Here is a 21721-nt window from a genome sequence, read left to right as displayed (position 1 = left end):
TCGCTCCGGCCAAGGGCGAATCCGTGCGAGCTTGGATCGCCGAGAACCGCCCCAGCCCAGCCGACGAGGACTGACCGGCCGCAGCTGGCAATCTTGGACAGTTTCCGTTAGCGCGTACTGCAGCGACCTCGATGAAGTCGGCCGGTCAGCCGTCGAGGGCGTCCACCACGTCGCCCAGCACCACGACGGCGGGTGGGCGTAAGTCGGCCGTGAGCACGTCGGCGGCCACCTCACCCAGCGTGGAGCGCAGGACCCGCTGGGTGCCGGTGGTGGCTTCCTGGACCACGGCGGCCGGGGTCTGCGGCGACCGGCCGTGCGCGATCAAGGTGGCCGTGATGGCGGCGAGGTTCTTGAGCCCCATCAGGATGACCAGCGTCCCGCGCAGGCCCGCCAGGGCGTCCCAACGCACCAGCGAGGCCGGTGAGTCGGGTGCCAGGTGCCCGGAGACGACTGTGAACTCGTGCGCCACCCCCCGATGAGTGACCGGGATGCCGGCCGCCGCCGGCGCGGCGATCGAGCTGGTCACCCCGGGCACCACTGTCACCGGCACGCCGGCCGCCGCGCAGGCCAGCAGCTCCTCGCCGCCCCGCCCGAAGACGTACGGGTCACCGCCCTTGAGCCGCACCACGAAGGCACCAGCCAGAGCACGGTCGACCAGGATCTGGTTGATCTCCTCCTGGGCCCGGGACGGCCCATAGGGGATCTTCGAGGCGTCCACCAGCTCGACGTCCGGGCGCAGCTCGTCGAGGAGCAGCCCGGGCACCAGCCGGTCGGCGACCACCACGTCGGCCTCGGTGAGCAGCCGCCAGCCCTTCACGGTGATCAGCTCCGGGTCACCCGGCCCGGCACCCACGAGCGCGACCCGCCCACCGGTCGTCCCAGTCGAGGCGTCGGGTCGGCCAGCGATCCCGCCCGGCACCAGGCGGACCGCGAGCAGGTCACGGATGGCGTCGCGGACGGTCATCGCGCGGCGGGGGTCGCCGCCGCCGAACACCGCCACGGTGACCGGGCCGTGCCGGGTCACCGCGGGGGTCCAGGCGGTGGCGGCGGTCCGGTCGTCGGCCCGGACGCAGAAGATCCGCCGCTCGGCGGCGACGGCGCTCACCGAAGCCGCCGCGATGGGGTCGTCGATCGCCACGTGGACCAGCCACGCGCCGTCCAGGTCCTCGGGTGCGAACCGGCGCGGCACCCAGTGCAGCCGACCCGCGTCGACCCGAGCGCGCAGCGCCGGGGTCAGCTCCGGGGCCACCAGCAGGACGTCCGCACCGGCGTCCAGCAGCGCGGGCACGCGCCGGGTGGCGACCGCGCCGCCACCCACCACGACGACCCGCCGCCCGTCGAGCCGCAAACCCAGGGGGTACGGACTAGTGCTCACTTCTCGGCCACCCCGGCGGAGTCGAACGTGGCCACCTCGTGCAGCACCCGGACCGCGCCGGTGACCACGGGCAACGCCAGCAGCGCTCCGGTGCCCTCGCCGAGGCGCAGCCCCAGGTCGATAAGCGGGTCGAGGCCGAGGTGACGCAGTGCCACGGTGGCCCCCGGCTCGGCCGAGCGGTGACCGGCGACCATGGCGTCGACCGCTGCCGGGGCGAACGCGGCGGCGGCGAGCGCGGCCGAGACCGCGATCACGCCGTCCAGCAGCACCGGCGTCCGGCGCGCGGCGGCACCGAGGATCAGCCCGGCCAGGGCGGCGTGCTCCAGGCCGCCGACGGCGGCCAGCACACCCAGCGGGTCGGTCGGGTCAGGCATGTGCCGGGCCAGCGCGGCCCGGACCACCGCCACCTTGTGGGCGTACGTCGGGTCGTCGACCCCGGTGCCCCGGCCGGTGGCGTCGAGCGGGTCGGCACCGGTGAACGCGGCGATCAGCGCGGCGGCCGGGGTGGTGTTGCCGATGCCCATGTCACCGGTGAGCAAGATGCCGGCACCGGCGTCGATCAGCTCGTCGGCGATCCGGATGCCGGTCTGCACTGCCGCCAGCGCCTCGTCCCGGGTGAGTGCCGCGGTCACCGCCAGGTCGCGGGTGCCCCGGCGGACGGACGCGACAACCAGACGAGGCACGGCCGGGTCGAGCACAGCCGGGTCGAGCACAGCCGGGTCGAGCCCAGCCGGGTCGGCGACCGGCCCGGTGGGCAGCGGGGTGGCCACCCCGACGTCGACCACGGTGACCGACGCGCCGGCCTGCCGAGCGAACGCGTTGACCACCGCCCCACCGGCCAGGAAGTTGCCGATCATCTGCGCGGTGACCTCCTGCGGCCAGGGGCTCACCCCCTGGGCGTGCACCCCGTGGTCGCCCGCGAAGATCGCCACAGCGGCCGGCTCGGGCAGCGGTGGTGGGCAGGCTCCGGCCAGGCCGGCGAGGCGTACCGAAAGCTCCTCCAGCGCGCCCAGCGAGCCCGCCGGCTTGGTCAGCCGGCCGTGCAGCTCCCGGGCGGCGGCCATGGCCGCTTCGTCCGCTGGGCGGATCGCCGCGATCGTGGTCTCCAGCATCATGCCTCCATGATCTCGCGCAGCACCTCGATGAACGCATCGGTGGTGTTTCGGTCGCGTACCGCCACTCGCAGCCAGTCCGGGCCGAGGCCGGGGAACGTGTCACCTCGGCGCACCGCCCAGCCGCGCTCGCGCAGGGCGGCCCGGACGAGGGTCGCGCCGGGCCGGTGCAGCAGGACGAACGCGCTGGCGGGGCGGCCGATGACGCGTACACCGGGAAGGTCGGTGAGGCGCGCGACCAGGTGGTCGCGGTCGGCGGCGAGGTCGGCGGCGATCGCGCGTTCGGCCTGGACCGCGACGTCGCTGGCGCAGGCGGACGCGGCGGCCAGCGCGGGTGTGCTGACGGCCCAGAGCGGCTGCACGGCGGCCAGCCGGGACAGCAGCTCCGCAGCGCCGAGCAGGTAGCCGATCCGCAGGCCGGCGAGGCCCCAGGTCTTGGTGAGGCTGCGGACCACGAGCAGCCCGGGCAGGTCGCGGCGTTCGGCGAGCGACTCCGGTTCGCCGGGGTGCCCGGGGGCGATTGTGGTGTCGGCGAACGCCTCGTCGACCACCAGCACCCGGCCGGGGCGGGCCAGCGCGGCCACCGTCTGGGCGGGGTGCAGCACCGAGGTCGGGTTCGTCGGGTTGCCGATCATCACCAGGTCGGCGTCGGCGGGCACCCGGGCCGGGTCGAGGCGGAAGTCGTCGGCGGCGTCGAGCAGCACCCGCTCGACCGGGTGCCCGGCGGCCCGCAGCGCGGCCTCCGGCTCGGTGAACTGGGGGTGCACCACCACCGGGCGGCGAACGCCACGCAGCGCCTGCGCGATCAGCACGAAGCCCTCGGCGGCGCCGGCGGTGAGCAGCACCTCGTTCGGGTGACGGCGGTGTCGGGCGGCGACCGCCGCCCGCGCCGACGTCGGGTCCGGGTAGCGGGCCAGGTCGGTCAGGGTCGCGGCGATCGGGTCGGCCAACCAGGCGGGTGGCCGGGCCCGACGGACATTGACGGCGAGGTCGATCAAGCCGGCGGTGGCCTCGGCGTCGCCGTGGTGCGCGAGGTCCGGCTCGGCCCCGGGGGGCGGGGCGATCGGGCTCGACTGATCGGACATGTCCGCGATCCTGCCGGGAAGGTGGGCGGGGGGACAGACGATCTCGGCGTAAGCCGCGTCACCACTCGCCGGTTTAAGAGTTCTTCTCATGTACGAATCGGAAATGTCATAACTTGACCCTGTGAGCAACCGACCCCTTGCTGCCGCTGGTCGTCTCGTCCCTCTCCTGCGCGCCGGGCTGATCGCCGGAATCGTGATCGCCGCCGCCGCGTACCCACTCGTCGCCCTCACCGGGCTCGGCGCGAAGGCCACCGCGCACGCCGTGGATCAGAAGACCCGGGTGCTGACCACCGCCATGCCCGCCGAGACCTCGTACGTCTACGCGCCCGATGGCAAGACCGTGCTGACCATGTTCTACGAGGAGTACCGGCAGTACACCAAGCTGTCGGACATGTCGCCGAACATCCAGCAGGCGATCGTGGCCGCCGAGGATTCCCGGTTCTACCAGCACCACGGCGTCGACCCGAAGGGCGTGGCCCGGGCCTTCGTCTCCAACGCCCGCTCCGGCGGCTCCCAGGGTGCGTCGACGCTGACCATGCAGTACGTCCGGATGGCCCTGCGGGACAGCGCGACCACGCCCAAGGAGGTCCAGGAAGCCACCCAGCAGACCAGCCTGCGCAAGGTCAAGGAGATGCGGATGGCGCTGGACCTGGAGAAGGAGCTGAGCAAGGAACAGATCATGGAGCGCTACCTGAACTCGGCGTACTTCGGGCACCGGGCGTACGGCATCTACGCGGCCAGCGAGATCTTCTTCTCCAAGACCCCGAAGGACCTCACCCCGGTCGAGGCCGCCACCCTCGCAGGACTGGTCAAGTCCCCATCCGAGTACGACCCGGCCGACTCCGACCAGAAGGAGGCCACCGGACGGCGTAACTACGTCCTGGACCGGATGAGCCAACTCGGCTATCTCTCCCCCGACTCGGCCGCCGCCGCCAAGTCCGAGCCGATCCGGCTCAAGCTGACGACCCCGCCGCACGACTGCGCCGCGGTGCCGGAGAAGTACAACAGCTGGGGCTTCGCCTGCGACTACCTGAAGAACTGGTGGAGCGCGCAGCCCGCGTTCGGGGCGAACCGGCTGGAGCGGATGGACAACCTGCGCCGGGGCGGCTACCGGATCGTGCTCAGCCTCGATCCGAAGATCCAGGCGGCGGCGGAGAAGAGCGTCGGCGCCAAGGAGGCCACCGGCAGCCCGTTCGCCAACGGGATCGTGGTCTCCGAGCCGGGCACCGGCCGGGTGAAGGCGATGGCGGTGAACCGGACGTACTCGCTGGACCTGGCGGAGAACCCACAGAGCTCCAACCCCGAGGCCGGGCCGAAGGTGAAGGCCAACTACCCGAACACGGTGGCGCCACTGCTCGGTGGCGGCGACCTGGCGGGCTACCAGGCCGGGTCGACGTTCAAGATGTTCCCGATGCTGGCCGCGCTCGACGCGGGGATGCCGCTGTCGACCTCGTTCAACGCCCCACACCGCTACCGGTCCGAGGTCTACGACGGGTGGGCGCCCTCCAACGCCAGCGGCGCGATGAGCGGCCAGCAGACCATGTGGTCCGGCTTCGGCAAGTCGGTCAACACGTACTTCGTGTGGCTGGAGGAGAAGGTCGGCGCGGACCGGGCGGTCCGGCTCGCCGAGCAACTCGGGCTGCGGTGGCGCACCGACGTCGACCGGGACCACGCGTCCCCGGCCAAGGCGAAGAAGTGGGGTGCGTTCACCCTGGGCGTCTCCGACGCCACCCCGCTGGAGATGGCGAACGCGTACGCCGCCATCGCGGCCGACGGACGCTACTGCGAGGCCATCCCGGTGCAAGCGATCATGAACCGGGACGGCACACCCGCCACGTACGCCACCCCGGGCGGCCTGCACCGCGAGGTGGCCAAGCCACGCTGCCGGCAGGTGGTCAACGCGGACGCCGCGCGGGCGGCCACCGACGCGGCCCGCTGCCCGACCGGAGACACCCCGGCACGCGGCAGCTGCGGCGGCTGGTCCACCGCCGACAGCGTGCGCGGCACGGTCGGGCGCCCGGTGGCCGGCAAGACCGGTACGACCGACAGCACCCGGTCCGCCTGGTTCGTCGGCTACACCCCGGAGTTGGCCGCGGCGAGCTTCATCTCCGACCCGGACAACCCGTTCAACGCGGTCGGTGACGGGCAGTCCCAGATCCCGATCAAGGCGGTCTCGGAGACCCTGCGCGACGGCCTGAAAGGCACACCGACCCGCCAGTTCACCCCACCATCCGACGCCATAGTCGGCTGACAGGGGCAGAGCGGGTCAGCGCAGGTCGGCGGCGACGAACGACCAGAGCTCCAGATCCACCCGACCGCTGCCGACGAACCCGGCGTTACGCAGCAGGCCCTCGTAGCTGAAGCCGGCCTTCTCGGCGACCCGGCGCGAGGCCAGGTTGCCGGGCGCCACCCGCAGCTCGACCCGCTGGAAGCCGTGCTCCAGGATCAGCGCGATGGCCACCGCGTCGACGGCCTCGGCGGCGAGGCCGAAGCCCCGGGCGTGGGCCGCCATCGCGTAGGAGATCTCGGTGAGCCGGGCGCCCCAGTCGGTGCGCCGCGTCCACAGCGAGCCCACCACCTGGTCGTCCTCCCGCCGGAGCACCGCGTAGTGGTCGCCCTCCCCGCTGTCGCGCCGCTGCCGGGCCAACTCGGTGCACCAGGCGTGCCCGTCAATCGGGCCGGAGTCGTCGGGCAGTGGCAGCCACCGCCGGGTCAGCTTGTCGGCGAAGATCCCCCCGGCCGCCGCCGCGTCCGCCGCCGTGAGCCGGCGCACCTCGGTACGCGGGGTGGAGACGGTCAACGCCGGGAAGCGGCGCACCGCCACCTGACCGATCACACCGACACCCCGCCAGGCTGCGCGGGGACCACCTCGCTCGTCGGGTCGGCCGCCGCCGCGGCGACCAACCGGGCGGCCGTCGCCGGATGGCCGGCCCAGTGCAGGGTGAGCTGTGAGGCGTGCACGTTGCGCCAGACGAAGCCCTCCGGCGTGCCGCCGTCCCAGCTCCACGCCGGGCGTTGACCAGCACGGGGGGTGAGCACGGCGCGGTGCGCCTTGTGCCCGACCAGCACCGTGCCGTTGGCGGCCACCACGCTGTCGGTCTGGGCGGTCGCCTCCCGGTAGCCGGCCACCACCCCGTCGCGGCTGACGCCGACCGCGTCCAGGACACCGCACATCGGCAGCCCGTCCAACTCCCGAGCCAGCCAGAGCAGCCCGGCGCCCTCGGCGATCACCGGACGCCCGGTCCGCGCCAACTCGGCCACCGCGATGCAGAGCCGCCGGTTGGCCGACAACTGCTCGGCGTACGCCTCGGGCAGCGCGCCACCGACGACAAGCGCGCGGGTGCCGACCGGCAGCGCCTCGTCGCGCAGCGGGTCGACGACGACGACCTCGGCGCCGGCGGCCCGGAGCAGCTCGGTGGTCTCCGGGTGGCTGAAGCTGCCCCCCGGCCCACCGGCCACCGCCACCAGCGGGCGGTTCGCCGGAGGTGTGAACGCACCGAGAGCCTCCTCGGGAGACCAGGCCGGCGCCGGCAGCGGCGGGGCGGAGCGGGCCAGCCCGAGCAGCCGCTCCAGGTCGACCGTGGCGGCCACGGCCTCGCCCAGCCGGCGGACCGCACGGACGGCATCGGGCGAGTTGTCGACCACCGGGGCCACACCGTGCCGCCGCGACGGCAGCACCGCCGGCAGGTCCTGACGACGCAGCGCGCCGTAGACCGGCACTCCCACGTCGTCCAGCGCCTCGCGCAGCATCGCCTCGTGCCGCGACGACGCCACCCGGTTGAGGATCACCCCGCCGAGCCACAACTGCTCGTCGTACGAGCGGAAACCGTGCACCAGGGCCGCCACCGACTGACCCATCGCGGCCACGTCGATGACGAGCACCACCGGGCTACGCAGCGCGGCGGCCGCGGCGGCCGTGGACTCCTGCTCGGGGCGGCCACCGACCGAGTCGTACAGGCCCATGCTGCCCTGCACCACGGCGAGCCCGGCACCGGCGGCGCCGTGCGCCACCAGCGGGGCGAGCCGGTCGACGCCGACCAGTCGGGGGTCGATCACCCGACCCGGCCGACCGGAGGCGAGACCGAGGTAGGCGGCGTCGACGTGGTCCGGCCCGAGCTTGAACCCGGCGACGTCGACCCCTCGCTCGGCAAGGGCGGCGAGCAGCCCGATCGCCAGCGCGTTCTTACCGTGCCCGGAGGACGGCGCGCTGAGCACCAGGCGCGGCACGACGGTCATCATCGACTCCTCGCGAGCGGCGGCGGGTACGCGACGGGACGACCGAGGCCGATCCGTCGGCGTGACGATACCCGTCCGGCCGGAGACGCGAGCACCGCCAACCGGGGCGAGCGGATCGGCCCTGGCACGGCCCTGCGGGCCGGTCCCGGCCCGGTCTCGGCCCGAACCCGCCCCGGTCCAGGTCAGTGGCGCCGGTCATACGAGTAGCCTCGGTGCCGTGTACCGGTTCCTGCTGAGCCCACGTTGGCTGGGCGCTCTCGCGCTGACCTTGGTCGCCGCCGCCGTGATGGTCTTCCTCGGCAACTGGCAGCTGGACCGCTACCGGGGGCGCACCGAGGTCAATGAGCGGATCGACGCGGGCCAGCGGATGGCCCCCGCGCCGCTCGCCGACGCGCTGCGCGCTCCCACCGGCGGCGCGGGGACGGTGGGTCCGGCCCCCGCCGAGGACAAGGTCTGGACCCGGGTCACCGTCACCGGCCGGTACGACCCCGCGAACTCCGTGCTGGTGCGTGGCCGGACGGTGGACAGCCGGGTCGGCTTCGAGGTGCTCACCCCGCTGGTGCTCGCCGACGGCACGGCGCTGCTGGTGGACCGGGGCTGGATCCCGCCGGCACCGGGTGGGGCGACCGCCCAGCCGTCGGTGCCCTCCGTGCCGACCGGCGACGTGACGGTGGTCGGTCGGGTGCACGAGACCGAGAGCGGCGCCGGTAAGGCTGCCCGTCGCGACGGGCTGCTGGAGATCCGGCGGATCGGGTTGTCGCGGCTGGCCGGCGAGCTTCCCTACCCGGTCTACGGTGCCTACCTGCTGCTCGACGAGCAGACGCCGGCGGCCGATCCGGTGTTCAAGGCGGTGCCGGTGGGGCACACCAACAACTGGCAGAACTTCGGCTACGTCGTGCAGTGGTGGCTCTTCGCGGTGATGGCCCTGTTCGGTTACGGCTGGGTGGCCCGCCGCGAGGCCCGCCGGGCCGCCGGCATCGGCACCACCCCGGCACCCCTGGACCGGGCCGCCGAACCGACCCCGACCGCGTCCGCCTGATCTTGCCCGGTCAGCCACTCACGCGTCCGTCGTGGATGGCGCGGACCGCGTCGATGGTGTCCGCCTCGGCGGCGGACTTGTCGTCGCGATAGCGCACCACCCGGGCGAAGCGCAGCGCCACCCCACCGGGGTAGCGCGAACTCGTCTGCACCCCGTCGAAGGCGATCTCCACCACCTGCTCGGGCCGGACCCGGACCACCCACTCGCCGCGCTCCACGGCGAGGTCGAGGAATCGCTCGGTCTGCCACCGCAGCAACTCGTCGGTGAGCCCCTTGAACGTCTTGCCGAGCATGACGAAGTCGCCGGTGCTCGGGTCACGCGCGCCCAGGTGCAGATTCGACAACCAGCCCTGCCGTCGGCCACTGCCCCACTCGACGGCGAGCACCACCAGGTCGAGGGTGTGCCGCGGTTTGACCTTGACCCAGGCGGCACCGCGCCGGCCGGCGTCGTAGGGGGCGTCGGGTGCCTTGACCACCACGCCCTCCTGCCCGGCGTCGAGGGCGGCGGTGAAGGCCATTGCCGCCTGCTCCGGGTCGTCGACCTCCATCCGCCCGACCAGCAGCGACGAATCGACCGAACCGGCGAGGGCGGCCCACCGATCCCGGCCGGGAAGGTCGATCAGATCCTCGCCGTCGAGGTGCAGCAGGTCGAAGAAGTACGGAGTGAGCACTGTCGCCCCCGTGCTGGCAGCCGCCGCGAGCACCGCCGGGGCGACCGGAGTGCGCCCGGTGGTGCTCGGGGTGGTGCGTCGGGCGGCCCGGCTCGACGTCTGCTGGAACGGCAGTGGTCGGCCGGTCTCGTCCAGGCCGATCGCCTCGCCGTCGAGCACCATCTCCCGGCCGGGGAGGGCACGGACCGCGGCGACCACCTCGGGCACCCGGGTGGTGATCTCGTCGAGGCTGCGGGTGAAGACGGCGATGTCGGCGCCGGAGCGGTGCACCTGGATGCGGATGCCGTCGAGCTTCACGTCGACCACCGCCGGCAAGCCGGTCGCGCCGAGCGCCGCGTCGACCGAGGGAGCACTCTGCGCGAGCATCGGTGCCAACGGTCGGCCGACCCGCAGACCGAACCCGGCCAACTCGGCGGCACCGCCGGCCAGCGCGGCCACCGCCACAGCCCGCAGGTCACCGGCGAGCAGCAGCGCCCGGCGGACCGCCGCCACCGGCACGTCGGCGGCCCGGGCCACCGCGTCGGCGAGGAGCCCGGCCTGAGCCCCCTGGCGTAGCTCGCCACTGAACAGACCGGTGAGCAGGCGCTGCTCGTCGGCCGTCGCCGCCGCGTAGAGGGCACCGAGCAGCGACCGCCGCCGAGCCTGCGAGCCCGAGCCGTGCACCGCGGCGATCTGCGCGATGGCCGCGTCGACGGCGGCCACGGTCAACGTCGGCTCGGCGGCCGGTGGCGGCAGGTCACGCAGACTCGCGTAGCCGACCCCGGTCTGCCGTTGGCGCAGCTCACCGGCGAGATAGCCAGCGCCGGGCTCGATCTCGGCGGGATCGAGGCGGCGCAGCGCGTCAGCGAGCAGCGCCACCTTGGCCCGTCGGCTACTGGTGGCGCCGACGGCGGCCGAGGTGGCTGCCAGGTCGAGGAACCGCACGTAGCTCATCCTGCCAGTCACCTCCGACACCGCCCGGGCATTGCCGTGCCCGGGTGGTGTCGGCAGGGTGCCGCCCGCTCACGCGGACGACGGGTCAGGCGGATCAGGCGGAGATGGGCTCCTCGATGCGCAACCCTCGGGCGCGGACTTCGCCGGCGACCCGGGAGAGCACCGAGTCGAGGGCGACCAGAGCGGCGGAGAGCTCACCGAGCTGTTCGTTGAGCGTGTCCTCGGACCACGCGGAGACATCGACATCTCCCAGTGCGCTGACAGCGGCCCCCAACCGGGCCATCACCTCGTTCGTACTCATGTACGAAAGGCTATAACAGACAGCCGTCCGACACGCCGTAAACTCCCAGATCAGGCCCAAAGTTGCCGTTCTGGTGCCTACCTGCTCGCTGCCGCCACGTTGCCCAGCAGGAGAGCCTCGGCGAGGCACACCTTGGCGAACTCACCCAGGTGCAGACTCTCGTTCGGGCCGTGCGCGCGGGCGTGCGGGTCCTCCACTCCGGTCACCAGGATCGCCGCCTTCGGGAACATCTCCTGGAAGGTGGCGATGAACGGAATCGAGCCACCGATGCCGATGTCCACCGGATCGGTGCCATCCCAGGCGACCCGGAATGCTGCCCGGGCGGCGTCGAACATCGGCCCGGACGCGTCGATCACGCACGGGTCACCGTCGTGTTCGAAGGTGACCGTCACCTGCGCACCCCACGGCGCGTGCTGCTCCAGGTGCGCGCGCACCGCCGCGTACGCCCGCTTGGGGTCGTCACCCGGGGCCAGGCGGATGCTGAGCTTCGCCTTCGCGGCCGGCACCAGGGCGTTCGGCGCCTCGCCGGTGGACGGCGCGTCGATGCCGAGCACCGCCAGCGCGGGCTTGGTCCAGATCCGGTCGGTGATCCGGCCGGTGCCGATGAACTGCACGCCCTCGGCCAGCCCGGCCTCGGCCCGCACCCGGTCCTCCGGGTAGTCGACGGTGGCGCCCACCCGGGCGACCAGCCCTTCCACGGCCACGTCACCGGCGTCGTCGTGCAGGGTCGCCAGGAGCCGGACCAGCGCGGTGAGCGCGTCCGGCACGGCGCCGCCGAACATGCCGCTGTGCACCGCGTGGTCCAGCGTGCGCACCTCGACGAAACAGTTGACGATGCCGCGCAGCGAGGTGGTCAACGCCGGTACGCCGATGTCCCAGTTGCCGGAGTCGGCGATCACGATGACGTCCGAGGCGATCTCGTCGCGGTGATCGATCAACAGTTGCTCCAGCGAGTCGGAGCCGTACTCCTCCTCGCCCTCGATGAAGAGGACCACGCCGACCGGCAGCGCGTCACCGTACGCGCGCAGCGCCGCGACGTGCGCCATGATCCCGGCCTTGTCGTCGGCCGCGCCTCGGGCGTAGAGCCGACCATCCCGTTCCACCGGCTCGAACGGGTCGGACTCCCACAGCGACCGGTCGCCGACCGGCTGGACGTCGTGGTGGGCGTAGAGCAGCACGGTGGGCGCACCGGGCGGGGCGGCCCGACGGCCGATCACCGCCGGCTGGCCACCGGAGCGCACGATGTCGACGTCCAGGCCACAGCCGCGCAGCAGCTCGGCGACCGCCTCGGCGGAGCGTTCCACGTGCGAGTGGTCGAAACCCTCGAAGGCGATGCCGGGGATGCGGACGAGGCGCTCCAGGTCGGCCCGTACGCCAGGCATCTCCCGCTCGACGGCGGCCCGCACCTCGGACTCGGACATGATCGGTGAGGTCATGACCGGCATCGTATGCCGGCCTTACCCGGGCGTGCCGGCCGAGCCCGTACCGTCACCGCCTCCCGCCGGGCCGGCACCTGCCCGCGCGCCGGGGGCGGCCCGGCCGGCGCGATGCGCGCGGCCCGCCGCCTCGGTAGCCGCATCCATCCACGAGCGGGCCCGACCGGCGGTGCCGCCCACCCACTCGCCGACGTCGCTCGCGCCGTCGCCGAGGCGACGCAGCAAACCCACCAGCGGGTCGGTGGAGCGGCTGAACTCCTCCCGGTACGACTCGGCAGCCGCCTTGATCTCCTCCGAGACGCTCGTCGAGCTGTCGTCCTCGCGGCGCGGATAGTCCCCGGCCAGCACCCGCCCGTACGCCCCGGAGTCGATCCACTGGCGCAGTTGCGCAGCCCGCGCCACCGGCGTCGGATGGGTGCTCCACGCGGTCATCCGAATCTTGTGCAGGCTGTCGCGCAGGTCACCGCCGCCGGCGTACTCGGCGGCCTGCTCCAGGAAGGCGGCGGTGTCGATCTGGGACAGGTCACCGCCGCCAGCCAGCTTCATCAGCAGCCGCAGCGCGGCCGCCGGGTCCTGCCCGGCGAGCAGACCAGCCCGGTCGGCGGAGAGTTCCGCCTTGCGCCACCACTCCAGCATCGCCGCGATGATGGCCCGCAGCGCGATCGCGCCGACCGGCAACCAGCTCAGGTTGGCCGCCCACCGGGTAAGGATCATGAGCATGGTCTTGTAGACCGCGTGCCCGCTGCCCACGTGGCCCAACTCGTGGCCGAGCAGGCAGCGCAGCTCGTCCTCGTCGAGTTGCTGCACGCACGCGGAGTTCAGCACGATGAACGGCCGCTCCAACCCGACCGCCTCAGCGCCCAACCAGGGCGACTGGGTCACGTACAGCTCGGGCAGCTCGGCCACGTCGAGCACCGCCGCGGCCTCGGTGTAGCGCTGCCACACCGCCGGGTACTGACGGTGGTCGACCCGGATCCCGGAGGCCAACACGGACAGCCGGAAACCCCGCTCGTTCCACATCCCGAAGAACGCCCGCACCACATCGTCGAACCCGCGCAGCTCCCGCAACGCGACCAGGGCGCCCCGGTCGGCCGGGTGCTCCCAGGCCCGCGAGCTGATGCCGGTGAGGGTGATCCGACGCCGCGCTGGCGCATCCGCTGCCGTCATGGTGGCTCCCCGTTCGCCGTAGCTCCCCGCATCGTGAGCTCCCCGCATCGTGCCCCAGCCAGCGGCCGACGTCCATGCCCGCTCGGGGACTGACGTTGATGCCCGCTCGGGGACTTACGTTGATGCCCGCTCGGGGACTGACGTTGATGCCCGCTCGGCTGCTGACGCTGACGCCCCGCTCAGCGAATGCGCGTGTAGTACCGATCCGCGTCGTGCGGCAGCGTCGGCGCGCCATCGACCACCAGGTGCGCGTGGGTCACGGTCTCGTCGGCGGCGAAGTGCGCACGCTCCCCCTCATGCCAACGACGCAGCTCGGGAAGGATCTCCGGCCCGTCCCGGGCGACCGCGCGAGCCAGCCGCAGCGACGCGGGCGCGGTGACGAACACGGCCAGCGTCAGCTCCGGCCGGACCACCGCTCGGGCCGCGCTGACCCCCTCCACCACCAGCACCGGCGCCGCCGGAACCGGAACCGGCCAGGGCAGAAAGCATTTCCGGACCCAGCTGTACCTCCGGTAGACACCCGGCTCCCCGTTGCGCAGCGGAGCGAGCACCCCCTCCTCGAGCCGGGGCCAGAAGGTGACCTGGTCATCCCAGCCGTCGAGCAGGTCGTCGGTGTGCAGCAGCGGCGGTCGGCCGCCAAGCAGCGCCGCCAGGGCAGCCGCGAGCCGCGCGGCGAACCGGCTCTTACCCGCGCCACTCGGCCCGTCGACTGCGACCAGCCGGGTCCGCCCCAACCGCGCCGGGCCCGCGAGCACCCGACGGGCCAATTCGGCGTACGCCTCGACAACTGCCACGGTCGGCCCGCCAGTTCCCGGGTCCGGTGCGGCGTCCTGCTCCAGCGCAGCCTGCGGGTTCGGCCCGTCAGCCTGCGGGTTCAGCGCGGCGTCCCGGTTCAGCGCAGCCTCGCGTGGTGCATGACCGCAGTATGCCGCCACGGCCGCTGGGCGGGGTGATCGACTCCGGCTCATTGATGTCGCGGTATCCCGGTCACCAGGACACCGCGACTTCAGCAAAGCCGAGTGGATCAAGCCGGTTGGGCGGTCACGATGGGCCACCCTGACACGTCCGGCTGACCGTCCCGGCCGAGCATTCTCACGTCCGGGGGAATTGGGGCGGCGACGGGTGACGGGCGGCCCGTTCGCCGCCCCGGGTGCTACCGAATCGGCATGATCGGGTGGTGCTCCGAGACGTGATGAGCCCCGGTATAGACGCCCTGCTCGAACAGGCCCGCGCCGGGCTGCACCGACTGACTCCGCAACAGACCGTCGAAGCGGTCCGAGGTGGTGCGCTGCTGGTCGACACCCGCACCGAACCGCAACGCCGCGAACAGGGCGACCTGCCGGGTGCGGTCGTCATCGACCGGACCGTACTGGAATGGCGCCTCGATCCGGCCAGCGCCTGGCGGATCCCGGAAGCCACCGGGTACGACCGGGAGATCGTGCTGGTCTGTCGACAGGGCTACAGTTCCAGCCTTGCCGCCGCCAGCCTGCAGACCCTCGGGCTGCGCCGGGCCACCGACATGATCGGCGGCGTGGACGCCTGGCTCGCCGCCGGCCTCCCCACAACCGACCGCCCAGCCGACATCCGCCCCTGAACCCCAGCACCTAGCGGTGCTGTCCAGGGCCCCCGCGACCCCGAGACCTCGCGACCCCGCGACCCAGCGACCTCGCGACCCAGCGACCCAGCGACCTCGCCACCTCGCGACCCCGCGACCTCGCCACCCCGCGGCCCCACCACTCGCGACCTCGCAACCCGCGACCTTGCGGCCGCGCCCACCTCAAGATCGTGCTCGATCCAGGAGATAGGCCCCTCCTCGGCGGGGCGAGGCCCCTATAACAGAGATCGAGCACGATCATGCGGAAGTGGCGACCCAAGGACGGGCCGCGGCCAGGCGGGCAGGCGGGCAGGCGGCTAGCTGAAGATCACGCCTCACCGCCCGGCCCCCTACCCCACCGTCCGCAGGGGATGGTGGGCCGGTCAGGAAGGTGGAGCGCCGGGTGGGATGAAGGGGAGGTTTGCGGGTGGGCCGGCTTCGATGAGACGCCAGAGGGCGTCGGTATCCAGGTGTTCTTCGACCAGGTCACCGAGCAGGTCCAGTGAGCGTTCCCGAGCGGCGGCGAAGCTGGTGGCCGGCGCGATCCGGAAACCGCTGCGGCCGGCCAGGCGAGCCGACTCGGTGAGGAACCACCGGCGGAACTCGTCGGACTCGAACGCCCCGTGCCAGTGCGTGCCGTGCACCGCGCCGAGCACAGCGCCCTCTCCGATACCGTCGTCGCTGGTCAGCAACGGGGTCAGACCGGGGTCGGCGGATGAGACGTACCCGTGGTGGATTTCGTAGCCGCGCACCGGGAGGCCGCCGTGGCCGGTGCCCACCGACTGCCGGACGGTCTTGCGCGGATCGAAGGTGACTTCGATGGGCAGCAGACCGAGCCCCGGCACACTGCCCTGTCGGCTCTCCACCGGGTCGTGGATGGCGCGGCCGAGCATCTGGAAGCCGCCGCAGAGACCGAGCAGAGGCTTGCCAGCCGCCACATGTGTGGCCACCGCGTCGGCCAGGCCGGTTTCGCGCAGCCAGGCGAGGTCGGCGACGGTGGACTTGGAGCCGGGCAGGACGACCAGGTCGGCGGCGGCCAGCTCGGCCGGTTCGATGGTGAGGCGTACGCGGACGCCCGGCTCGGTGGCGAGTGCCTCCACGTCGGTGGCGTTGCTGATCCGGGGTAGGCGGACGACCGCCACGTCCAGCCATTCGGTGCCGTGCGGGGCGGCGGGTCGGCCGAGCACCCGCCCGTAGGCGAGTGAGTCCTCCGCGTCGAGCCACAGATCCAGTGCCCAGGGCAGCACCCCGTACGTGGGTCGGCCGGTGACGTGCCGCAGCATGTCCAGACCCGGCTGGAGCAGCCCACGATCGCCCCGGAACTTGTTGATCACGAAGCCGGCGATCAACGCCTGGTCAGCCGGGTCGAGCAGGGCCACGGTGCCGAACATCGAGGCGAAGACCCCGCCCCGATCGATGTCGCCGACGACGATGGTGGGCAGGTTGGCGTGCCGGGCCAGCCCCATGTTGACGTAGTCACCGGCCCGCAGGTTGATCTCCGCTGGGCTGCCGGCGCCCTCGCAGATCACCACGTCGTACGTCTCACGCAGCTCGGCAAGCGCCGCGTACGCGGTCTCGGCCAGCCGGGGCCGTAGCTGCCGGAAAGTGCTGGCGGTGATCGTGTCGACCGCCTCACCCAACAACACCACCTGACTGGCCAGGTCGCTGCCCGGCTTGAGCAGCACCGGGTTGAACCGCAGGTCGGGTGCGAGCCCGCACGCTGCGGCCTGCATGGCCTGGGCACGCCCGATCTCGCCGCCACGCCCGTCCGGCCCGACGACCACGGCCGAGTTGTTCGACATGTTCTGTGCCTTGTACGGCGCCACCTTCACGCCCTGCCGGTGCAGCCAGCGGCAGATGCCGGCGGTCAGCACGCTCTTTCCGGCATCGGACGTCGTGCCGGCGACCAGCAGCCCGCCGCTCACCGCCCACGCCCATCGGTCGCAGCAGCCAGCCCGCGCTCATCGGCCGCACGAACCAGCCCACGCCCGCCGGTCGCAGCAACCAGCCCGCGCCGAGGCACGGCACCGAGCAGTGCGCGCCTGCTCACGGCACCGACCAGCCGGCCGAGAGTCACCGGGTACGCGGCGGCCAACCCGACGGCGGCCAGCCCGACCGCGCCGGAGATCCGGGCCGCCCGCTTCAGGTGCCGCGCCTCCGGGCGGGGGCCGTCGCCGAGGAACGGCCGCACCTCGGAGCGCCCGAAGTAGACGTTGCGGCCACCGAGGCGGACGCCGAGCGCACCGGCCATCGCCGCCTCGCACTGGCCGGCGTTGGGACTCGGGTGGTCGTTGCGGTCACGCCGCCACACCCGCCAGGCACGCTGTCGGTCCCCGTGCGCGACCGGCGCGACGGCGATGGTGAGCAGCCCGGTCAGCCGGGACGGCACCAGGTTGAGCGCGTCGTCCAGCCGAGCCGCCGGGGTGCCGAACCGCGCGTAGCGCGCCGATCGGTGCCCGACCATCGCGTCGAGGGTGTTGGCCGCGCGGTAGCCCAGCAGCCCGGGTAGGCCGGCGACCGCACCCCAGACCAGTGGGGCGACGACCGCGTCGGAGGTGTTCTCCGCGACCGACTCGACAGTGGCACGGGCCAGCTCCGACTCGCCCAGCGTCGACGGGTCACGCCCGCAGAGGTTGCCGAGGCGCAGCCGGGCAGCGGGCAGGTCGCCGGCGCGCAGCGTACGACCCATGGCGGTCGCTTCGTGCCGTAACGTGCGACCGCCCAGCACGGTCCAGGTGCCGGCCGCCACGAGCACTGCCCGGGTCACCGGCCGATGCCGGGTAGCCGCCGCGGCGACCGCCCCGAGCAGTACCGGCCCGCCGACAGCCAGCGCGGTGAATGTCGTACCCGCCGTTCGGTCCGGGCGGTAGAGACGGCGCTCCAACGTTCCTGCGGCCTGCCCGAAGCCGGCCACCGGGTGCCACCGGCGTGGGTCGCCGAGCAGCCTGTCCAGTGCGTACCCGGCCAGCAGCCCCACCGCGTTCGCCATCGGCGCTGTCCGTCGCACCCGCACCACCTCCGGCCGGCCAGCCTAGACGAGCACCGGAGTGAACCAACCCAGCCCACGGTGCCGCACCGGCGACGAGCACCCCGTGTGGCGAGCGGGCGGACCGGCTCCGGCCGCTGCCGCCCGGCAGCCTGCGGGACGACCGGCCGTTGCCACGCGGGGTGACGACGCTGGTCGCGCCGCCACCCCGCCCCCGTCGTGCCGATCGGTCAGGCTGGCTGCGGGATCCGGCCCCGACCGCGCCGCCCTCGACCGGACTGCGCCGGCTCCGGTTGCCCCTCGTCTGGCACCGGCCCCAACTCGAGGTCCAGGTCACCGTCGGCGTTGCCATCGCTCGCCTCGGGCGGCGGGGCCAACTCGTCGTCGAGGCCCGTCGGGACGTCGACCTGCCCGCCCGGCCCGCCGCTCGGGAGGCCTCTGCCGTCAGCAAAGACCCCACCGTCAGACGAGACCCCGCCACTCAGGGAGTCGTCCTCCGGGGTCTCGCCGAACGGGCTGGTGCCGACCGGGCTGGTCCGCAGCTCGGCGTAGTCGGGCAGCTCGAAGTCGTCGTCCAGCGAGCGGTCGTCGGGCAGGACGGGTGTCTGCCCGGCCGGCACCGGCTCGGTGGGCTCGCCGTGCACCCGGCTCTCGGCTTCCGCGTCCTCCACGGTGCTGGTCGTCATGCTCGGCCGGTTGCGCAGGAACCGGGCTCGGCCCCGGGACAGATCGTGGCCGACGGCGACCGCCTCCAGCTCGTAGAGCGTGCGGTGGTTGCCGGCGTCGTCGGTCCAGTCGCGGGTGTAGAGCCGCCCGCAGACCACCACGGGATCGCCGACCATGACGGAGGACGCGACCCCCTCGGCGAGCTTTCGCCAGCAGTTGACGCGGACGCGGAGCGAGTTGCCGTCGACCCACCGGCCGCTGTCCCGGTCGAGTCGGCGGGCGGTGGAGGCGACCTTGAAGTTGGCCACCAGGGTGTTGCTCTGGGTCGTACGCCGCCACTCGGGCGTAGTCAGCACATTGCCGACAATTGTCACGTAAGTGTCGAACATCGTCCCTCCAGGGGGATCGGGGCCTGCCAGCGCGAGTCGACTCGACACCGAGCCTGGGCACTGAGGGCACGCACCGCCAGCGCCCATCCCCGACCTGTGGACAACGAACCCACCTGTGGACAACGCCCTGATCAAGCCCTCGTGTGGTACGCGCAACCCGCCCGACCCGACGTCGACGTTTTCCAGGCCGTACGAACTGGGTAAGCACTTGATCAACGCACCACCGACAGCTGCACGTCGACGAGAGGTCAGCGCCATGATGATCACTACCATCGGCTTCGCGAACGCTTCCGAGGCGCGGCGATGAGCGCCGTGGCGAACCCGGCCACCGTGGCTGAGTGCCTGCGGGTGGGCGCCGGGTTCTCGCAGGGCGACCGCAACTGGATCGCCGAGCAGTTCGCCACCCTCGACGCCCGGCTCGCCGGATTCCACGCGGACGCCACCGAGCTGGAAGTGTCGGTCAAGGACCGGGAGGCGCGCGGCCAGAAGGTCACTCTGGAGTGCTGGGTCGCCGGTCGGCAGAAGATCGTCACCACCTCCGGCGAGGAGGACCTGCACGCCGCCCTCAACGACGTCCGCGACGACCTGCGCCGCCGGCTCAACGATGCCAAGACCCGCCAGGAGCCCCGGCACAACAAGCACCTACGCGACGTCCCCCAGCCCCAGGATGAGGCCGACGACCTAACCCCCCGCGCCGACGCGGAAACGGCGTAACCCACCCCCCGCCCCGCGATCTTGCGCTTTCGAACGTCGATTCACGGCTATCACCCCTTATGTCGCGACAGAAAGTGCAAGATCGCGGGGGTGGACGGGCGGGGTGAGGTAGGCGGCGGATGCGGGCTACCGCTGGGTAGGTTCGCGGCGTAGCGTCGCGTTCGTGGAACCGGACGTGTTGGGGCCGCCGTACGAGCGGCAGACGATCGACCTGGGCACTGACGACGAGGGGCCCGTTGTCGCGACCCTGGTCCGGCGGCGGGCCGAGCACCCCACCAGGCGGGCCGTTCTCTACGTGCACGGCTTCGTCGACTACTTCTTCCAGACCCACCTGGCCGACTTCTTCGCCGAGCGAGGCTGGGATTTCTACGCGCTCGACCTGCGCAAGTACGGCCGCAGCCTGCTCCCGGGCCAGACCCCGAACTTCTGCCGCGACATCAGCGACTACCTCCCCGAGCTGGATGCCGCTGCCGAGATCATCCGCAAGGACGACGGGCACGAGACCCTGCTGGCGATGGGCCACTCCACCGGCGGCCTGATCATCTCGCTCTGGGCGGACGCCCGCCGCGACGCCGGCACCATCGACGGCCTGGTGCTCAACAGCCCCTTCTTCGACCTGAATGCCCCCTGGGCGGTGCGCCGACCCCTCGCGGCCGCCGTGTCCCGGCTGGGCCGCAGGGCGCCGCACCGCATTCTCCCGTTCGGGCTGGGCACGGTGTACGGCGAGAGCATCCACTCCGACCATCGCGGCGAGTGGACCTACGACCTGGCGTGGAAACCGCTGGCCGGGTTCCCGGTCCGGGCTGGCTGGCTCAACGCGATCCGCACCGGGCAACGCCGGCTCCGCGCTGGGCTGGACATCCAGGTGCCGGTGTTGCTGGCCTGCTCGACCCGCTCCTTCCGGGGCACCAAGTGGCACGACAACGCGACCCTGGCCGACGCCGTACTGGACGTCGAGCACATGGTCCGCTACGCCCCCCGCCTCGGTCGCCACGTCACCGTGGCCCGCTTCGACGGTGGGCTGCACGACCTCACGCTCTCCGGCCCCGCCGTACGCAAGAAGGTCTTCGACGAGGTAGGCCGCTGGGCCGAGGCGTTCCTCGCCGCCGGCCCCACCGCCCCGGCCGACGCGGCGGGGGCGGCAACGCCCGGCGACTGATCGGCCCGGACGGCGTGCGGATCAGATGTCGCCGGGCGTCGCCGGGAGGACGGCACGGATCCGGTCGAAGGTCGCCACCTGGTGCTCGCCGACGCCGGGCAAGACCAGGCCCAGGCAGTACGGGGAGACTTCACCGGCACCGTCAGCCTGGACGATGAAGACCGGCGCGCCGACGTACCCCGGTGGCAGCTCGGTGGTGATCAACACGGCGTCCCCGTCGCGGACCACCCGCTCGATCGCGACCTCCAGCGGTCGCGACCCGTCTTCGCGTACCCCATGGGCCAGCACGAAAGCGGAACCGGCGTCGGCGCCGAGGCGGGCGACCACCTCGGGCCCGGCGGCGATCCCCGCCGGCACCGGCTGCACGCGCCACCGCCAGCCGCCGTCGCCGGCGTAGCGGTGCAGGCCAGCGGTCGGCAACACCGCGACCCCGTCGCCCGGGAAGCGGGCCCAGCCGGGCACGATCTCGGCCACGGCAACGACGGCCGGTGCGACCCCCGCCGGCTCGGTGACGCTCGCCCGCAGGCTCAACTCACCACCCGACCCGCCCACCAGGTCGGCCGCCGTCAGCAGCGACTCCCCCACCGGGTCGTCGCCGCCCCGAGAGAAGAAGGCGGTGCCGAAGTCGTCCGACGATCGGTACGGCAGGATGGCGCGACCAACGACCTGGCACAGCTCGTAGGCGACGCTGCTCTCGGCGTCGGAATCCAGCAACACCAGCCCAAGGTACGGTCCGAGGCAAGGTCGGTCCGCAGGAACCCGGATGCCCGTTAGGCGGCGAACGTGAGACCCTGCTCGGCGACGCGGACGCGGGCACCCTTTTTGCCGCCGGGCAGTGCGACGGCGGTACCCTCTGGGC

At 73.0% G+C, this 21721-nt stretch carries 19 protein-coding genes; 5 read left to right on the top strand and 14 right to left on the bottom strand.

Annotated features, from left to right (window positions below; genetic code table 11):
- Positions 1 to 145: 145 nt before the first annotated feature.
- The 3 genes from cobA to cobC are packed head-to-tail and all read right to left on the bottom strand — an operon-like array spanning position 146 to position 3572.
- On the bottom strand, positions 146 to 1375 hold the full coding sequence (cobA, locus tag IF46_RS0111085; RefSeq protein ID WP_030488228.1) for a uroporphyrinogen-III C-methyltransferase: 1230 nt from the start codon (positions 1373 to 1375) through the stop codon (positions 146 to 148).
- On the bottom strand, positions 1372 to 2487 hold the full coding sequence (cobT, locus tag IF46_RS0111080; protein ID WP_030488227.1) for a nicotinate-nucleotide--dimethylbenzimidazole phosphoribosyltransferase: 1116 nt from the start codon (positions 2485 to 2487) through the stop codon (positions 1372 to 1374). The genes cobA and cobT overlap by 4 nt, the downstream gene beginning before the upstream one ends.
- Positions 2487 to 3572: an Rv2231c family pyridoxal phosphate-dependent protein CobC gene (cobC, locus tag IF46_RS0111075; protein WP_051723835.1), complete on the bottom strand. Its 1086-nt coding sequence runs from the start codon at positions 3570 to 3572 to the stop codon at positions 2487 to 2489. The genes cobT and cobC overlap by 1 nt, the downstream gene beginning before the upstream one ends.
- A gap of 121 nt (positions 3573 to 3693) precedes the next feature.
- On the opposite strand from cobC, the gene IF46_RS0111070 reads away from it, so the two are divergent.
- Positions 3694 to 5823 carry a transglycosylase domain-containing protein gene (locus IF46_RS0111070; RefSeq protein WP_030488225.1) on the top strand — a complete coding sequence of 710 codons (2130 nt, stop codon included), beginning with the start codon at positions 3694 to 3696 and terminating at the stop codon, positions 5821 to 5823.
- A gap of 15 nt (positions 5824 to 5838) precedes the next feature.
- On the opposite strand, the gene IF46_RS0111065 is transcribed toward IF46_RS0111070, so the two are convergent.
- A complete protein-coding gene (locus IF46_RS0111065; RefSeq protein ID WP_030488224.1) occupies positions 5839 to 6408 on the bottom strand; it encodes a GNAT family N-acetyltransferase in 570 nt (189 codons plus the stop codon).
- A complete protein-coding gene (locus IF46_RS0111060) occupies positions 6405 to 7808 on the bottom strand; it encodes a cobyrinate a,c-diamide synthase (RefSeq protein WP_036391711.1) in 1404 nt (467 codons plus the stop codon). Before IF46_RS0111060 ends, IF46_RS0111065 begins: the two co-directional genes overlap by 4 nt.
- A gap of 217 nt (positions 7809 to 8025) precedes the next feature.
- Here IF46_RS0111060 and IF46_RS0111055 point away from each other — a divergent pair, with 217 nt between their 5' ends.
- Positions 8026 to 8847 carry an SURF1 family protein gene (locus IF46_RS0111055; RefSeq protein ID WP_030488222.1) on the top strand — a complete coding sequence of 274 codons (822 nt, stop codon included), beginning with the start codon at positions 8026 to 8028 and terminating at the stop codon, positions 8845 to 8847.
- Between the two features lie 10 nt (positions 8848 to 8857).
- On the opposite strand, the gene IF46_RS0111050 is transcribed toward IF46_RS0111055, so the two are convergent.
- The 5 genes from IF46_RS0111050 to IF46_RS0111030 all read right to left on the bottom strand — a co-directional run bounded on the left by IF46_RS0111050 (position 8858) and on the right by IF46_RS0111030 (position 14322).
- The gene (locus IF46_RS0111050) at positions 8858 to 10450 is read right to left on the bottom strand and encodes an ATP-dependent DNA ligase (protein WP_030488221.1); all 1593 of its coding nucleotides are present in this window, start codon (positions 10448 to 10450) and stop codon (positions 8858 to 8860) included.
- Positions 10451 to 10544: 94 nt separating this feature from the next.
- Complete coding sequence (locus tag IF46_RS0111045; RefSeq protein ID WP_030488220.1) at positions 10545 to 10751, bottom strand: hypothetical protein; 207 nt, start codon at positions 10749 to 10751, stop codon at positions 10545 to 10547.
- Between the two features lie 77 nt (positions 10752 to 10828).
- Complete coding sequence (locus tag IF46_RS0111040; RefSeq protein WP_030488219.1) at positions 10829 to 12172, bottom strand: dipeptidase; 1344 nt, start codon at positions 12170 to 12172, stop codon at positions 10829 to 10831.
- Between the two features lie 36 nt (positions 12173 to 12208).
- On the bottom strand, positions 12209 to 13354 hold the full coding sequence (locus IF46_RS0111035) for a M48 family metallopeptidase (RefSeq protein WP_036391705.1): 1146 nt from the start codon (positions 13352 to 13354) through the stop codon (positions 12209 to 12211).
- A gap of 179 nt (positions 13355 to 13533) precedes the next feature.
- On the bottom strand, positions 13534 to 14322 hold the full coding sequence (locus IF46_RS0111030; protein WP_232234005.1) for a uridine kinase family protein: 789 nt from the start codon (positions 14320 to 14322) through the stop codon (positions 13534 to 13536).
- 224 nt (positions 14323 to 14546) lie between these two features.
- On the opposite strand from IF46_RS0111030, the gene IF46_RS0111025 reads away from it, so the two are divergent.
- Positions 14547 to 14948 carry a rhodanese-like domain-containing protein gene (locus tag IF46_RS0111025; RefSeq protein WP_030488216.1) on the top strand — a complete coding sequence of 134 codons (402 nt, stop codon included), beginning with the start codon at positions 14547 to 14549 and terminating at the stop codon, positions 14946 to 14948.
- Positions 14949 to 15331: 383 nt separating this feature from the next.
- Here the strand turns inward: IF46_RS0111025 and IF46_RS0111020 are convergent, their stop codons facing one another.
- From IF46_RS0111020 to IF46_RS0111010, 3 genes are all read right to left on the bottom strand, one after another.
- Positions 15332 to 16873, bottom strand: coding sequence for a cobyric acid synthase (locus IF46_RS0111020; protein WP_030488215.1), 1542 nt, complete (start codon positions 16871 to 16873; stop codon positions 15332 to 15334).
- Positions 16870 to 17937, bottom strand: coding sequence for a cobalamin biosynthesis protein (locus IF46_RS0111015; protein ID WP_084597865.1), 1068 nt, complete (start codon positions 17935 to 17937; stop codon positions 16870 to 16872). The genes IF46_RS0111020 and IF46_RS0111015 overlap by 4 nt, the downstream gene beginning before the upstream one ends.
- Positions 17938 to 18164: 227 nt before the next feature.
- The gene (locus tag IF46_RS0111010; protein ID WP_030488213.1) at positions 18165 to 18989 is read right to left on the bottom strand and encodes a single-stranded DNA-binding protein; all 825 of its coding nucleotides are present in this window, start codon (positions 18987 to 18989) and stop codon (positions 18165 to 18167) included.
- Positions 18990 to 19292: 303 nt separating this feature from the next.
- Between IF46_RS0111010 and IF46_RS0111005 the strand changes: the two genes are divergently transcribed.
- Complete coding sequence (locus IF46_RS0111005) at positions 19293 to 19703, top strand: HPF/RaiA family ribosome-associated protein (RefSeq protein ID WP_030488212.1); 411 nt, start codon at positions 19293 to 19295, stop codon at positions 19701 to 19703.
- A 163-nt stretch (positions 19704 to 19866) separates the two neighbouring features.
- Positions 19867 to 20862: an alpha/beta hydrolase gene (locus tag IF46_RS0111000; protein WP_051723834.1), complete on the top strand. Its 996-nt coding sequence runs from the start codon at positions 19867 to 19869 to the stop codon at positions 20860 to 20862.
- Between the two features lie 21 nt (positions 20863 to 20883).
- Here the strand turns inward: IF46_RS0111000 and IF46_RS0110995 are convergent, their stop codons facing one another.
- Entirely contained in the window at positions 20884 to 21579 is a 696-nt protein-coding gene (locus IF46_RS0110995) for a hypothetical protein (RefSeq protein WP_030488210.1), read from the bottom strand.
- Positions 21580 to 21721 lie beyond the last annotated feature (142 nt).

This window comes from Micromonospora chokoriensis (assembly GCF_000718555.1).
In the GTDB taxonomy this organism is placed as follows: Bacteria; Actinomycetota; Actinomycetes; order Mycobacteriales; family Micromonosporaceae; genus Micromonospora; species Micromonospora chokoriensis_B.
This window is presented reverse-complemented; position numbering and strand designations above follow the sequence as displayed.

What these genes read in the sequence shown, in the direction of transcription:
- cobT (WP_030488227.1), bottom strand. Translation starts at nt 2,487, where the DNA reads ATGCTGGAGACCACGATCGCGGCGATCCGCCCAGCGGACGAAGCGGCC.
- cobC (WP_051723835.1), bottom strand. Translation starts at nt 3,572, where the DNA reads ATGTCCGATCAGTCGAGCCCGATCGCCCCGCCCCCCGGGGCCGAGCCG.
- IF46_RS0111060 (WP_036391711.1), bottom strand. Translation starts at nt 7,808, where the DNA reads ATGACCGTCGTGCCGCGCCTGGTGCTCAGCGCGCCGTCCTCCGGGCAC.
- IF46_RS0111050 (WP_030488221.1), bottom strand. Translation starts at nt 10,450, where the DNA reads ATGAGCTACGTGCGGTTCCTCGACCTGGCAGCCACCTCGGCCGCCGTC.
- IF46_RS0111045 (WP_030488220.1), bottom strand. Translation starts at nt 10,751, where the DNA reads ATGAGTACGAACGAGGTGATGGCCCGGTTGGGGGCCGCTGTCAGCGCA.
- IF46_RS0111040 (WP_030488219.1), bottom strand. Translation starts at nt 12,172, where the DNA reads ATGTCCGAGTCCGAGGTGCGGGCCGCCGTCGAGCGGGAGATGCCTGGC.
- IF46_RS0111035 (WP_036391705.1), bottom strand. Translation starts at nt 13,354, where the DNA reads ATGACGGCAGCGGATGCGCCAGCGCGGCGTCGGATCACCCTCACCGGC.
- IF46_RS0111030 (WP_232234005.1), bottom strand. Translation starts at nt 14,322, where the DNA reads ATGAGCCGGAGTCGATCACCCCGCCCAGCGGCCGTGGCGGCATACTGC.
- IF46_RS0111025 (WP_030488216.1), top strand. Translation starts at nt 14,547, where the DNA reads ATGAGCCCCGGTATAGACGCCCTGCTCGAACAGGCCCGCGCCGGGCTG.
- IF46_RS0111015 (WP_084597865.1), bottom strand. Translation starts at nt 17,937, where the DNA reads ATGGCGAACGCGGTGGGGCTGCTGGCCGGGTACGCACTGGACAGGCTG.
- IF46_RS0111010 (WP_030488213.1), bottom strand. Translation starts at nt 18,989, where the DNA reads ATGTTCGACACTTACGTGACAATTGTCGGCAATGTGCTGACTACGCCC.
- IF46_RS0111005 (WP_030488212.1), top strand. Translation starts at nt 19,293, where the DNA reads ATGAGCGCCGTGGCGAACCCGGCCACCGTGGCTGAGTGCCTGCGGGTG.